The organism is Streptomyces sp. NPDC046335, assembly GCF_055587985.1.
In genome coordinates this window covers 175,628-188,980 of the sequence record NZ_JBVJFF010000010.1, presented here as the reverse complement: position 1 = coordinate 188,980, position 13,353 = coordinate 175,628, and the positions used below count along the sequence as shown (strand labels likewise).

Below are 13,353 nucleotides of genomic sequence, written 5' to 3'. Positions count from 1 at the left end.
CCCAACTCCCTTACCTCCACCGAGGAACCGCCATGACTTCGCTGAGCACGAATCCCCGGAAACCGGCAGGAGCCATGAGCACCCGGGACTGGCGCGTACTGCTCGTCCTGTGCGGCGCGATCTTCCTGGAGGGCATCGATGTGGCCATGCTCAACGTGGCCCTGCCGTCCATCCGCGCCGACCTGGGCCTGTCCACCGGATCCCTCCAGTGGGTGATGAGCGCATACGTCCTGGGATACGGCGGCTTCATGCTGCTCGGCGGACGCGCCGCCGACCTCTTCGGGCGCCGGCAGATGTTCGTCCTCTGGCTCTCGGTCTTTCTGCTCTTCTCCGGACTGGGCGGATTCGCCACCGAGGGCTGGATGCTGATCGTGGCCCGGTTCGTCACCGGAGTCGCGGCCGCCTTCATGACCCCGGCGGGCCTGTCCATCATCACCACGAGCTTCGAGGAGGGCCCGCAGCGCAACAAGGCGCTGCTCTTCTACTCGGGCACCGCGGCCGGCGGTTTCTCGATCGGCCTGGTCGCCGGCGGTCTGCTCACCTCGGTCGGCTGGCGCTGGGTCTTCTTCGCCCCGGTGGTGTTCTCCGCCCTGATCCTGTTCGCCGCGCTCGCCTTCGTACCCAAGTCGCCGCGACCGGCCCGCACCGGCCGGAAGTTCGACCTGGCGGGCGGCCTCACCGTCACCGCCGCGATCGTGCTGATCGTCCTGGGCGTGGAGCGTGCCTCCCACACCGGCCTCACCCAGACCCTGCTCACCCTGGGAGCGGGCCTCGCGTCACTGCTCGCCTTCCTCGCCGTCGAAGCCCGCTCCGCCAACCCCTTGGTCCGCCTCGGCATCTTCCGCAGCGGCGCGCTGGTCAGAGCCAACCTCGCCGGACTCCTGCTCGCCGCGGGCTTCTTCGGCTTCCAGTTCCTGGTCGTCCTCTACCTCCAGGAACTGCGCGGCTGGTCCAGCACGCAGACCAGCTTCGCGATGATCGTCATCGGCGTCGACGCGATCCTCTCGCCTGTCCTCGTACCCAGGCTGGTGACCCGCTTCGGCAACGCACGCCTGATCCTCGCCGGCCTGCTCACCGCCTCCCTGTCGTACGCCCTCTTCCTGCCGGTCGGCGCCGACTGGACCTACCTGGCGATGATCCCCAGCCTGCTGCTCGTCGGCATCTCCTTCTCACTCGCCTACGGCCCCCTCACGATCGTCGCCACCGAGGGCGTCAAGGAGGAGGAACAAGGTCTGGCCGGTGGACTCCTCTACACGTCCTTCCAGTTCGGCGCGGCGCTCGGCCTCTCGGCGGCCACGGCCGTCAACGTCGCGGCCACCACGTCGAATGCACCGGCCGCGCTCCTCGACGGCTACCGCGCGGCCCTGTGGGTGCCGCTCGCCGCGGCCTTGCTCGCCGTGCTCGTCGCTGCCTTCGGGGTGCGTTCGCGCACCGACGGCCCGGTGACCGCCCCGGGTGAGCCGGCCGCCGATGACCGTACGGCCGTCGAACTCCCCGTCTCCCGCTGACGGGCGACAGACACCCGCCGCACCGACCCGTACCGGACTCCACATTAAAAACATGAACGACTCTGGTTGCGGGTCTTGACGTTCCTTTCACTCCCGAGCAACATCCACCGGCGAGAGAGCGCTCCCACGCACCTTGATCGTTCAACTCCTGAACTCCGACCAAGGAGAGTCGCCCATGCCTGCCCAACCCCCCACCGATGCGCCAGGCACCCCCCAACGCCCCCTCACCCGCCGGACCGTCCTCGGGGCCGCCGCCGCGACAGCCGCCGTACCGGCCCTGCTCGCCACGTCGACAACCGCCTCCGCCCGCGGCGGCCGACGCCGGCCCGCCGCCCTGCCCGGCGGCGGAGACCTCGGGCCGAACGTGATCGTGTTCGACCCCGCCACGGCCGGCATCCAGGGCAGACTGGACGAAATCTTCAGACAGCAGGAGTCGGCGCAGTTCGGCACGGGCCGCTACGCCCTGCTGTTCAAGCCCGGCACGTACAACGGACTCAACGCCCAACTCGGTTTCTACACCTCGATCATGGGCCTCGGCCTCTCACCGGACGACACCACCATCAACGGCGACGTGACCGTGGACGCGGGGTGGTTCAACGGCAACGCCACACAGAACTTCTGGCGCTCGGCCGAGAACCTCGCGCTCAAGCCGGTGAACGGCACCAACCGCTGGGCCGTCGCCCAGGCCGCGCCCTTCCGGCGCATGCACGTCAAAGGCAACCTCAACCTCGCACCCGCGGGCTACGGCTGGGCCAGCGGCGGCTACATCGCCGACAGCCGCATCGACGGCGAGGTCGGCCCCTACTCGCAGCAGCAGTGGTACACCCGCGACAGTTCGGTGGGCGGCTGGACCAACGCCGTCTGGAACATGGTGTTCTCGGGCGTGCAGGGCGCACCCGGGCAGAGCTTCCCCAACCCCCCGTACACCACCCTGGACACCACGCCCATCTCGCGCGAGAAGCCGTTCCTGTACCTCGACGGCGGCGACTACCGGGTGTTCCTGCCCGAGAAGAGGACCAACGCCCGCGGCACGACCTGGGGCAACGGCACCCCGCGTGGCACCTCGCTGCCGCTCGGCCAGTTCTACGTCGCCAGGCCCGGCGTCAGCGCCGCCACCCTCAACGCCGCCCTCGACCAGGGGCTGCACCTGCTCCTGACACCCGGCATCTACCACCTCGACCAGACGGTCCAGGTGCGGCGCGCCAACACCGTCGTCCTCGGCCTCGGGTACGCCACGCTCATACCCGACAACGGAGTCGTCGCCATGAAGGTGGCCGACGTCGACGGAGTCCGCCTCGCCGGATTCCTCGTCGACGCCGGCAGTGTCAACTCGCCCGTGCTCCTGGAGGTGGGCCCATCAGGCTCATCGGCCGACCACGCGGCCAACCCCACCACCGTGCAGGACGTGTTCGTGCGCGTCGGCGGCGCGGGCGCGGGCAAGGCCACCACCGCCATGGTGATCAACAGCCGTCACACCGTCGTCGACCACACCTGGATCTGGCGCGCCGACCACGGCGAAGGGGTCGGCTGGGAGACCAACCGCAGCGACTACGGCTTCCGTGTCAACGGCGACGACGTCCTGGCCACGGGCCTCTTCGTCGAGCACTTCAACAAGTACGACGTGCACTGGTTCGGCCGGCGGGGCCGCACCATCTTCTTCCAGAACGAGAAGGCCTACGACGCGCCCAACCAGGCGGCGGTGCAGGACGGCGACACCAAGGGCTTCGCGGCCTACAAGGTGGCCTCATCCGTGACCACCCACGAGGCCTGGGGCCTCGGCAGCTACTGCTACTACAACGTGGACCCGACCATCCGCCAGGACCACGGCTTCTCCGCGCCCAACACCCCTGGCGTGAAGTTCCACCACCTCTCCGTGGTCTCGCTGAGCGGCCACGGCCAGTACGAGCACGTCATCAACAACACCGGCGGCCCCACCTCGGGCACCTCGACGGTGCCGTCCACGGTGGTCTCGTACCCCTGACCGACCCGACGCCGCCGCGTCGTACAGGGTCCGGTGGAACGATGGGCGATACGCCCTGATTGGCGCGACTGCCCCCGTATGGTCCATGATCGTATGGCCGTGCCGCACAGGGGGAGACATCATGAGCCGACTCATACGGCCGTACGCGTGGTGCGCGGCGCTCGTCCTGGTGACGGGAGCCGCGTGCACGGGCCCCGGTGACGGCGCCCCGACGGGCGCCGCGGGTTCCGCGGGCGCCCGCGGAGCGGGAGACGCCCTCTTCCCGGACCTCGGCAACGGCGGCTACGACGTCGCGCACTACGGCCTGACCCTCGACTACGACCCCGAGACCAACCACCTGAAGGCCACCGCGGTCATCACCGCCCGCGCCACCCAGGACCTGAGCCGCTTCGACCTCGACCTCGCGGGCCTGAAGGTGCGCGGCGCCGAGGTGGACGGCGCGAAGGCCCGCTTCACGCGCGTGAAGAACGAGCTGGTGCTGACGCCCGCGAAGACCGTGCGGGACGGCGCGACCTTCAGGACGACCGTCACGTACGACGGGACGCCGAAGATGATCGAGGACGCCGACGGGGGTGTGGAGGGCTGGATCGAGACGGACGACGGCTCGACCGCGCTGGGCGAACCGACCGGCTCCATGACGTGGTTCCCCGGCAACCACCACCCCTCCGACAAGGCCACCTACGACATCACGGTCTCGGTGCCCAAGGACGACGACGGCGACCCGTACGACGTGGTGAGCAACGGTGAGCTGCGCAAGGTGGAGGACGAGGGCGAGCGCGTCACGAGCCACTGGCGCACCGAGGAACCCATGGCCGCCTACCTGGCCAACGTGACCGTCGGCTACTTCGACCTGTACAAGGGCAGGACCTCCGAAGGCATCCCCGTCCACGTCGCCGTCGACCCCGACGAGGCCGAGGACGCCGAGGGCGTCGAGGACCTGGTGTCCGAGGTCACCGACTGGGCCGAGGAGCGCTTCGGGCCCTACCCCTTCTCCTCGGTGGGAGCCACCGTGGACCACCTGCCCGGTCTCGGCTACGCCCTGGAGACCCAGACACGGCCCTACTTCGATGAGGCGCCCGAGGACACACTGCTGGTGCACGAACTGGCCCACCAGTGGTTCGGCAACTCGGTCACCCCGCGCGAGTGGAAGGACATGTGGCTGAACGAGGGCTTCGCCACGTACGCGGAGTGGCTCTGGCAGGAGGACCACGGCGGCGACACCGCCGACGAGATCTTCGACGCCTTCGCCGACGGCAGCCACCCCGAGAGCGAGGGCATCTGGGACTTCCCCCCGGCCGCCCCGCCGAGCGGCCCGCGCACCTCCGACCCGCCGGTGTACGGCCGGGGCGCCATGGCGCTGCACAAGGTGCGCGAGAAGCTCGGGGACGAGGCCTTCTTCGACGTCGTCCGGAAATGGACGCGGCAGTACCGCCACAAGAACGCGGACACCGAGGACTTCATCTCCCTCTGTGAGGGAGAATCAGGGACCGACCTTTCCGATGTGTTCGACACGTGGCTCTACGAGCCGGGGAAGCCCGACTGAGCGAAGGCTCAGCCGATGGACGCCCACTGCTTCCAGTAGTTCGCGTCACCGAAGGCGGCCCGGTTCTGAAGGGTGCCGTCTCCGTCGCCCGCGTTGAGCCACATGCGGTCGGACGTGTCGCGCGAGAGCAGGTCCTGCTTGCCGTCGCCGTCGACGTCACCCGCGCCGATGACGTCCTTGTACGAGGACCCCCAGTCCTTGAAGACGCGGACGCGGTCCCTCAGCTTGCCGGTGGGCAGGCCGTCGTAGCGCCACAGCACCCCGGACCCGTCGAGCGCCAGCACGTCGCCGAGGCCGTCGCCGTTGAGGTCTCCGGCGCCGATGACCTTCTTGTAGCCCGTCCAGGCGGAGCGGATCTTCACGCGCGCCTCGAAGCCGCCCGAGCCGTCGTGGGTGTAGCGGTAGACGTCTCCGGTGGCCTTGTCGCGGGCCAGCAGGTCGGGGCGGCCGTCGCCGGTCTGGTCACCGCTCGCGAACAGCGTGTCGTACTTGCTCCAGTCGCGGGCGAGCCGCTTGTACTCCGAGTCGGGCGCGGGCAGCCCGCCCCCGCACACCGGGGTATACAGCCGGACCTCGCCCTCCGGCAGCCGCACGATCAGGTCGTTGCAGCGGTCGCCGTCGAAGTCGCCGAACGGCACGGCCCGCGTCGTGTCCTTCCACGGCGACGCGTAGAAGGTCTCCGTCGGGTTGGTGGTGTCCCCGGTGTAGAGCTTCATCGAGTCGCTGAACGACAGGCCGACGATGTCCCCCCGGGTGTCGTCGGCGTAGTCGTGCCACTGGGGCGTGGTGCGGGTGCCCGTGGTCGCGGTGTACGAGGCGCGCGTGCCGCCGTCGCCGGCCGACTGCGTCCACACCGCCACCGGGCGGCCCTCGCCGTCGACGGCCACGCGACCCGTGCTCGCGGTGTCCTTGGTCTGCGCGTTGAGCGTGCGCGGCTTCGCCACGTCGCCGCCCTCGACGGTCTGCGCGACGAAGTCCTGGCGCAGGGTGTCGCCGAGCTCGAAGCGCTTCTGCGTGTACGTGACGACGACCGCGCCGCCCGCGGTCGCCGCGGAGCTCAGCGAACCCGACGCGACGTTCGACGCCAGCTTGCGCGCCGCGCCCCAACTGTCGCGCGAGGCGAGGCGGGCGGCGACCCCCGGGGCGCCGGAGCCCTGCATGCCGACCGCCGTGACGTCGCCGTTGGCGGCCGTGTGGAGCTCGGCGGGCGCGTACGACTGGGCGCCGATGCCGGTCTGCTCCGCCGGGCCCCACTCGGTGGCCCCGGCGGCCTTGCGCGCGTAAGCGCCGTTCGCCAGGAAGTGGAAGCCGCCCTGCGGGTGGGCGGCCAGCGCGACCTGTCCGGGCTTCTCGCCGAGCTGCGGCACGTCGCGCGGCTCGGTCCACGCGGAACCGGCGCCCGTCTGCTTCTCCAGGTACTTGTAGTGCCACTTGTACGCCGTCGGGTCCGGGTCGACGCCGTCGCCCGTGTAGTGGCTGTTGCCGCCCCAGAGCACGCCGACCGTGCCGGCGGGGTCGACAGCGACGCGCATGTCGTACAGGTCGTACTGGTAGACGTTGTCGTCGCGGACGATCGGGTCGGGCAGTTGGTCGAGGGTCTTCGGCGCCGACCACGTGCCGCCGGGGCCCGACCTCTCCACGACGGTCAGGCGGTGCTCCCCGTCCATCCACGCGACGGCCTGGTGGCCGTCGGCGTTGGCCGCGAGCGTGGTGACCTGGGCGCCGTAGTGGATCCAGTCACCGGCGAGCGTGCCGGTGGTGACGGTCTCGGCGGGCGCGAAGTCGCCGCCGTCCGCTGCGAGGCGCGACATCTTGAGCGTGCCGGTCCCGCCGTCCGCCGTGCCTTCCCACCAGAGCAGCGAGACGGCGCCGTCGTCGGTGCGCTGGAGGGTGGCTGCCGGTGCGGGTGTGGCCGCGCCCCAGGTGGTGCTGCCCGCGGGGCGCACCGACAGGACGGTCTTGCCGTCCCGCGTGAAGAGTCCGGCAACGCTGCCGTCACGGGCCGACTTCAGGTCGACGACGCCGGTGACTCCGGCCAGTTCCTTCGGCGCCGTCCACGGGCCGATTCCGGCCGGAACGGCCGCGGCCGCCGTGGGCGCCGCCTGCGCGTACGGCGCGATGACGCCGAGCGCGAGTGCCGACACCAGCAGACTCTTCGGAAGCGTGCTTCTCAGGAGCGCGCGAGATTGCCTGGTCATACGGATGAGCCCCCCCGGGCTTGAAGTCCCTCCCGGCACCCTGCCGGGAAAGTAGCAGAAGCGTATATCAGCCAAGATCGTGCCTTCCGTGGCGACGGGCACCGGGTGGGGGAGCGGAGCGGTGGCAGCCCATGGGCAACTCACACCCGGAGTCCGGCGTCACTCGCACCGCGGGGGCAACACCGGCCCCTCGGTGACTTGGAGGCGACGCGCAATGAAGCAACGAGCCGCATGTACCGCTCTGTTCGCACTGGCCGTGACGGGGGCCCTGGGGGCGGCGACGCTCACCCCGGTGGCGCGTGCCGCGGACCGGGGGCCGGGGCACGAGGCCACCGCGAGGGCGCTGGACGACCTGGTCGGGAAGGGGGGCCTGCCCGGAGTGGCCGCCATGGTCCGTGACGGCGGGGGGACGTGGTTCGAGGCCGCCGGGCACGCCGACACCGCCACGGGGCGCGAGCGTTCGGCCGGTGACCACTTCCGCGGGGCCAGCATCACCAAGACGTTCATCGCGACGGTCCTGCTCCAGCTCGACGCGGAGGGGAGACTCGACCTGGACGACACGGTGGAGAAGTGGCTGCCGGGCCTGGTGCGGGGCAACGGCTACGACGGCGCCGCGATCACCCTGCGGCAGCTCCTCAACCACACCAGCGGCATCGCCAACCACACCGACGACCCGCAGTTCCTGCACGACGCCGCGGGCCCCGGCTTCCCGGACCACCGCTACGACGACCACGCCCCCGAGGAACTGGTGGCGCTGGCCCTGAAACAGCCGCCGCACCCCGACCCGGAGAAGAAGCCGCTGTACTCCAACACCAACTTCGTGATCGCCGGGATGGTCATCGAGAAGGCGACGGGCCGCGGTTACGAACGCGAGGTCACCCGCCGCATCATCCGCCCGCTGAAGCTGCGCGGCACCTCGTTCCCCGGCGCAGACCCCCGGATGCCGGAACCGCACCCGGTCGGCTACTCGCGGCTGCACCAGGACGCCCCCGACGCGCCCGTCATCGACGCCACCGAACAGAACATGACCTGGCTCGGCGCGTCCGGCGACGTCATCTCCACCGCCGGCGACCTCAACCGCTTCCAACGAGCCCTGCTCCGCGGCAGGTTGCTGCCCCGCGCGCAGCTGAAGGAGATGCTCGACGAGGTCCCGTCGGGCGACGGCACGGGATTCGGCCTCGGCGTCGAGTTCGCCGAGCTGTCCTGCGGCGTGAAGGTGGTGGGCAAGAGCGGCCGTACGAACGGCTCGCTCTCCGCGATGGTCGCCACGCGCGACGGCAAGCATGAGCTGACGTTCAACGTCAACGGCGACTGGCTGCCGGACGCGTCGCTGTACGTCAACGTGATCGAGGCGGAGTTCTGCGGGGCGCCCGCTCCGAAGGGCGCGAAGCTGCCGCAGAGCCTCGGGTGACCGCCGGCCACGGACCGTGACGGGCGGGCCGGCCTTGAACTGTCCCGACGGGTCATGTGTCCCGTTGGGACAGTTCGAGGAGTACAGTCGATGGCATGAGCAGCAACGAGGGCCGCAGCAGTGAGGGCCGCAGGACCCGCAAGGTGCAGGAGAGCCGGGAGGCCATGGCCGACGCGGCCGTGGACCTGGCCCTCGCCCACGGGCTCGACCAGGTCACCGTCGAGATGATCAGCGAACGCGCCGACGTCTCCCGCCGCACCTTCTCCCGGTACTTCTCCGGCAAGGAGGACGCCCTGGTCGAGGCCCTGCGCGCCGACTTCGCACGGATCAACGCCGCGCTCGCCGCACGGCCCGTCGACGAGAGCCCCCTCACCGCCTACTACCGGGCCCTGCGGACCTGGCTCGACGGCGAACCGACCGCCTGGCACCGGCTGCCCCGCTCGGGCGACCTGCTGCGGCTGCTCCACACGGAGCCCTCGCTGCTCCCCGCCTACCTGCGGGTCCAGGACGAGGCCGAGGCCGAATCCGTGCTGATCGTGGCACGGCGCCTCGGCATGGACGCCGAGCGCGACCTGCGCCCCGCGCTCGCCGTCTCGCTGGCGGTCGGCGCGTTCGCCACGGCCGTCCGCTTCTGGATCGCGCCGGGCGGGAGCGACCCGCTCCCGCTCCTCATCGACTCGGCGTTCGCGGCGCTGGCCGCCGAACCCGCACCCAGCACCACCGACTGAAACCAGGCACCACCATGAGCAACACCAGCACCAGCACCAGCACCGGCACGGCCGCACCGGCGGAGTTCGCGGGCAGGACCGCCCTCGTCACCGGAGCCGCCTCCGGCATCGGCCTCGAAGTCGCCCGCCGCCTCGCCGGGGCGGGAGCCTCGGTCGTCGTCGCCGACTTCAACGAAGCGGGCGCGCGGGACGTCGCCCGCGAGCTGACCGCGTCCGGCGGCCGGGCCACCGCGGTGAAGGTCGACGTCACCGACCCCGAGTCGGTGCGCGAGGCCGTCGAGTCCGCCGTCCGGACGTACGGCGCGCTGCACCTGGCCGTGAACAACGCGGGGATCGCCGGTGCCTCCGCCCCGACCGGCGAGTACGCCGTCGAGGACTGGCAGCGAGTCATCGACACCAACCTCAACGGCGTCTTCTACTCCCTGCGGTACGAGCTGCCGCACCTCATCGCCGCGGGCGGCGGCGCCGTCGTCAACATGTCCTCCATCCTCGGCACCAACGGCTTCGCGGGCTCGCCCGCCTACGCCGCCGCCAAGCACGCGGTCGTCGGCCTCACCAAGACCGCCGCCGTGGAGTACGCGTCGCGGGGCGTACGGGTCAACGCGGTCGCCCCCGGGTTCATCGACACCCCGCTGCTCAAGGGCGACACCGCCCAGCGCGAGCAGCTCGTCGCGCTGCACCCGCAGGGCCGCCTCGGCACGGCCGAAGAGGTCGCCGAACTGACGCTGTTCCTGCTCTCCGACCGCGCGTCGTTCGTCAACGGCAGCTACCACCTGGTCGACGGCGGATACGCGGCGCGCTGATGCATACGGAGATGCGTACAGAGAGGCATACAGAGATGCGTACAGAGATGAAGGCGGTGCAGTACCGCAGCGTCGGCGCCGCCCCCGAGGTGGTCACCGTCCCGCGCCCCGAGCCGGGGCCGGGCCAGGTGCTCCTGAAGGTCACCGCGGCGGGCGTCTGCCACTCCGACATCGCGGTGATGAGCATGCCGGCCGAGGCGCTGGCCTTCCCGCTGCCGCTGACCCTCGGCCACGAGGGCGCGGGCACGGTCGCGGCCCTGGGCGAAGGAGTCACCGGCTTCGAACTCGGGGACTCCGTCGCCGTGTACGGGCCCTGGGGCTGCGGAAGCTGTCTGCTGTGCGCGCAGGGCAAGGAGAACTACTGCACGCGCGCCGCCGAGCTCGGCATCCGCCCGCCCGGCCTCGGGGCGCCCGGCGCCATCGCCGAGTACATGATCGTGGACGACCCGCGGCACCTGGTGCCCCTGGGCGACCTCGACCCGGTGACCGCCGTGCCGCTCACCGACGCGGGACTGACCCCGTACCACGCGATCAAGACCGCCCTGCCGAAACTGACCCCCGGCAGCACCGCCGTGGTCATCGGCACCGGCGGCCTCGGCCACGTCGCCATCCAGCTCCTGCGCGCGCTGACCCCGGCGCGGGTGATCGCCCTGGACGTGACCGAGGAGAAGCTGCGTCTCGCCCGCGAGGTCGGCGCCCACGAGACCGTACTTTCCGACGAGCACGCGGCGGGCCGGGTGCGTGAACTGACCGGCGGCCTCGGCGCCCAGGCGGTGTTCGACTTCGTCGGCGCGCCGCCCACCGCCGCCACGGCGGCCGCCTGCGCCGGCGTCGAGGCGGACGTCTCCATCGTCGGCATCGGCGGCGGAGCCGCGTCCGTCGGCTTCGGCACGACCGCGTACGACGTGGCCGTCCGCTCCCCGTACTGGGGCAGCAGGGCGGAACTGGTCGAAGTCCTCGACCTGGCCCGCGCGGGCGCGATCGACGTCCACGTCGAGACCTACACCCTGGACGACACCCCGGAAGCGTACGAGAACCTGCACGCGGGACGCGTCAACGGCCGTGCGGTGATCCTGCCGAACGGCTGACGCCCGGGACTCCCACCCATCCGCACACCCCCTCCGCAAAAGAAATTCTGCAAAACTTCTTTTGCGAACGGGGTGGTTCGCCGTACGCTCCCGCCATGACTCCTCCCGGCGACGACAAGAGGCGCGTACTCGACCCCGAGAGCGACGCGGCGGCGCTCAAGGCGCTCACGCATCCGCTCCGCATCAGGCTCCTCGGTCTGCTGCGCTTCGACGGACCCGCCACCGCGACCGAGCTGGCGGCGGTGACCGGTGAGTCGTCCGCCTCCACCAGCTACCACCTGCGGGTCCTGGCGAAGTACGCGTTCGTCGCCGAGGCGGAGCAGCGCGACGGCAGGGAGCGCCGCTGGCGGTCCGTCCACGAGGTCACCTCGTGGAGCAACCAGGCGATGGAGGAGTCACCCGGCAGCGGTGACTTCGTCGGCGTGATGCGCAGGCGCCAGATCCAGCACCTCATGGAGACGGTCGAGCGCCACGAGGGCGACGTCGCCGCCGGGCGGATCGATCAGCCGTGGCTGGAGCCCGCGGGCATCAGCGACCTCATGCCGCGCCTCACCCCGGAGTCCCTGACCGAGCTGTGGCAGACGTTCGAGGCGAAGCTCGCAGAGCTCACCGCCCGCGACGCGTCGGACCCGAGCGCCCTCCAGACGGTGGTTTTCACGGCGGGGCTGCCCCTGGCGCCCCGCGCGCAGGACCGGGCCACCGGGCCGGACGCCGAGAGCTCACGGTGACCAAACCGCTGGACATACGCACCGCGCGGCGCCGCTACGTCACGGTCAGCGTCCTGTTCTGGCTGCCGCTCGGCCTCGCCATCGCCCCGCAACTGCTGCTCTTCACCGAGCGCGGCATGAGCCTCGCCGCCATCTCGGGCTTCTTCGCCGCGCACTCGCTGACCGCCGCCGTGCTCGAACTCCCCACGGGCGGGCTCTCCGACGTCCTGGGCCGCCGGGCCGTCCTCGTCGCCGCGGGCCTCCTCGACCTGGTCGCCTTCACCCTGGGCGGACTCGGCACCACCGCCGGTGCACTGGCGCTCGGCATGGCGGTCAAGGGCGCGGGCCGCGCCCTGTCCAGCGGCCCCGCCGAGGCCTGGTACGTCGACACCGTGCACGCCTCCGCAGGCCCGGACGCCGACCTGCGCACCGGCCTGGCCCGCGCCGGCGCGGCCACCGCCGGAGCACTCGCCGTCGGCACCCTGGTGGGCGGCGCGCTGCCCTGGCTGCTCGGCCTCGGCCCCGACCCCGGCGCATGGCTGGAGCGCACCACCTCCGGCCTGGTGATCCCGCTCGCCGTCCCCGCCTTGCTCGCCGCGGCCCTCGACATCGTCTTCGTGGTGTACGTCCTGACGGCGCTGCCCGAGCCGCCCAGGAAACCCACCACCCTGCGTGAGGTGCTGCGCGGCGTTCCCACCACCATCGTGACCGGCCTCCGACTGGGCGGCGGCGACACACTCGTACGCCGAGTCCTGCTCAGCGCGGCGGCCGCGGGCGGCGCCCTCGCCGCGGTCGAACTGCTCACGCCGGGCCGGGCCGCCGCCCTGACCGGCGACACGGAGACGGGCGCGGTGCTCTTCGCGGGCCTCGCCTGCGCCGGGTTCCTCTGCTCGGCGCTCGGCAGCCACCTCGCGCCGCGCACCGCCAGGCTCGCGGGGGACGGCGGGCGCGCGGTCCTGTGGAGCATGGCGGCGGGCGCGGCCGGACTGCTGCTGCTCGCCGCCACGGCGTCCTTCACTGGCCCGGCGCCCATGCTCCTCGCGGTGACCGGTTTCGCCCTGGTCTACCTGGGCCTCGGCGCGGCGGGCCCCAACGAGAACGACCTGCTGCACCGCCGAGTGCCCCCGACGGTACGCGCCACGGCCCTGTCGGTTCAGTCCCTCGCCCTCCAACTGACCTGCGCCCTCGCGGGCCTGGCCGTCGGAGCGCTCCCCGCGGGCCCGCTGCCGTGGCTGGTCGGGGTGGCCACGCTCACGGTGGGCGCACTGCTCTGGACCCGCCGCGCCGCACCTACGACGGAGCCGGAGCCGGGGCCGCTGCCGGCCGACGCGGGGAGCAGCCGGTAGGCCGAAGCCTGGCCGAGGGGTGCCACGGGCCGGTGCGCTC

General features: G+C 71.8%; 10 protein-coding genes. 9 read left to right on the top strand and 1 reads right to left on the bottom strand.

Annotated features, from left to right (window positions below; translation table 11 throughout):
• Positions 1–74: 74 nt before the first annotated feature.
• From ACZ6JY_RS25275 to ACZ6JY_RS25265, 3 genes are all read left to right on the top strand, one after another.
• Positions 75–1,508, top strand: a complete 1,434-nt coding sequence (locus ACZ6JY_RS25275) for an MFS transporter (RefSeq protein WP_469199099.1) — start codon at positions 75–77, stop codon at positions 1,506–1,508.
• Between the two features lie 175 nt (positions 1,509–1,683).
• Positions 1,684–3,489: a coagulation factor 5/8 type domain-containing protein gene (locus tag ACZ6JY_RS25270; protein ID WP_469199097.1), complete on the top strand. Its 1,806-nt coding sequence runs from the start codon at positions 1,684–1,686 to the stop codon at positions 3,487–3,489.
• 121 nt (positions 3,490–3,610) lie between these two features.
• Positions 3,611–5,032 (top strand): M1 family metallopeptidase, encoded by a 1,422-nt coding sequence (locus ACZ6JY_RS25265; RefSeq protein ID WP_469199096.1) that lies wholly within the window; start codon positions 3,611–3,613, stop codon positions 5,030–5,032.
• Positions 5,033–5,040: 8 nt separating this feature from the next.
• Here ACZ6JY_RS25265 and ACZ6JY_RS25260 read toward each other — a convergent pair whose 3' ends face one another.
• Positions 5,041–7,176: an FG-GAP repeat domain-containing protein gene (locus ACZ6JY_RS25260; protein ID WP_469199094.1), complete on the bottom strand. Its 2,136-nt coding sequence runs from the start codon at positions 7,174–7,176 to the stop codon at positions 5,041–5,043.
• A gap of 268 nt (positions 7,177–7,444) precedes the next feature.
• On the opposite strand from ACZ6JY_RS25260, the gene ACZ6JY_RS25255 reads away from it, so the two are divergent.
• The 6 genes from ACZ6JY_RS25255 to ACZ6JY_RS25230 all read left to right on the top strand — a co-directional run bounded on the left by ACZ6JY_RS25255 (position 7,445) and on the right by ACZ6JY_RS25230 (position 13,313).
• Positions 7,445–8,641: a serine hydrolase domain-containing protein gene (locus ACZ6JY_RS25255; RefSeq protein WP_469199092.1), complete on the top strand. Its 1,197-nt coding sequence runs from the start codon at positions 7,445–7,447 to the stop codon at positions 8,639–8,641.
• Positions 8,642–8,736: 95 nt separating this feature from the next.
• Positions 8,737–9,369 (top strand): TetR family transcriptional regulator, encoded by a 633-nt coding sequence (locus ACZ6JY_RS25250; protein WP_469199090.1) that lies wholly within the window; start codon positions 8,737–8,739, stop codon positions 9,367–9,369.
• Positions 9,370–9,383: 14 nt separating this feature from the next.
• Positions 9,384–10,172, top strand: coding sequence for an SDR family NAD(P)-dependent oxidoreductase (locus tag ACZ6JY_RS25245; protein ID WP_469199088.1), 789 nt, complete (start codon positions 9,384–9,386; stop codon positions 10,170–10,172).
• Positions 10,173–10,219: 47 nt separating this feature from the next.
• Positions 10,220–11,260: an NAD(P)-dependent alcohol dehydrogenase gene (locus ACZ6JY_RS25240; RefSeq protein ID WP_469199421.1), complete on the top strand. Its 1,041-nt coding sequence runs from the start codon at positions 10,220–10,222 to the stop codon at positions 11,258–11,260.
• Positions 11,261–11,355: 95 nt separating this feature from the next.
• Positions 11,356–11,988 (top strand): ArsR/SmtB family transcription factor, encoded by a 633-nt coding sequence (locus ACZ6JY_RS25235; RefSeq protein WP_469199086.1) that lies wholly within the window; start codon positions 11,356–11,358, stop codon positions 11,986–11,988.
• Entirely contained in the window at positions 11,985–13,313 is a 1,329-nt protein-coding gene (locus tag ACZ6JY_RS25230) for an MFS transporter (protein ID WP_469199084.1), read from the top strand. Before ACZ6JY_RS25235 ends, ACZ6JY_RS25230 begins: the two co-directional genes overlap by 4 nt.
• Positions 13,314–13,353: the final 40 nt, after the last annotated feature.

What these genes read in the sequence shown, in the direction of transcription:
- ACZ6JY_RS25275 (WP_469199099.1), top strand. Translation starts at nt 75, where the DNA reads ATGAGCACCCGGGACTGGCGCGTACTGCTCGTCCTGTGCGGCGCGATC.
- ACZ6JY_RS25270 (WP_469199097.1), top strand. Translation starts at nt 1,684, where the DNA reads ATGCCTGCCCAACCCCCCACCGATGCGCCAGGCACCCCCCAACGCCCC.
- ACZ6JY_RS25265 (WP_469199096.1), top strand. Translation starts at nt 3,611, where the DNA reads ATGAGCCGACTCATACGGCCGTACGCGTGGTGCGCGGCGCTCGTCCTG.
- ACZ6JY_RS25255 (WP_469199092.1), top strand. Translation starts at nt 7,445, where the DNA reads ATGAAGCAACGAGCCGCATGTACCGCTCTGTTCGCACTGGCCGTGACG.
- ACZ6JY_RS25250 (WP_469199090.1), top strand. Translation starts at nt 8,737, where the DNA reads ATGAGCAGCAACGAGGGCCGCAGCAGTGAGGGCCGCAGGACCCGCAAG.
- ACZ6JY_RS25245 (WP_469199088.1), top strand. Translation starts at nt 9,384, where the DNA reads ATGAGCAACACCAGCACCAGCACCAGCACCGGCACGGCCGCACCGGCG.
- ACZ6JY_RS25240 (WP_469199421.1), top strand. Translation starts at nt 10,220, where the DNA reads ATGAAGGCGGTGCAGTACCGCAGCGTCGGCGCCGCCCCCGAGGTGGTC.
- ACZ6JY_RS25235 (WP_469199086.1), top strand. Translation starts at nt 11,356, where the DNA reads ATGACTCCTCCCGGCGACGACAAGAGGCGCGTACTCGACCCCGAGAGC.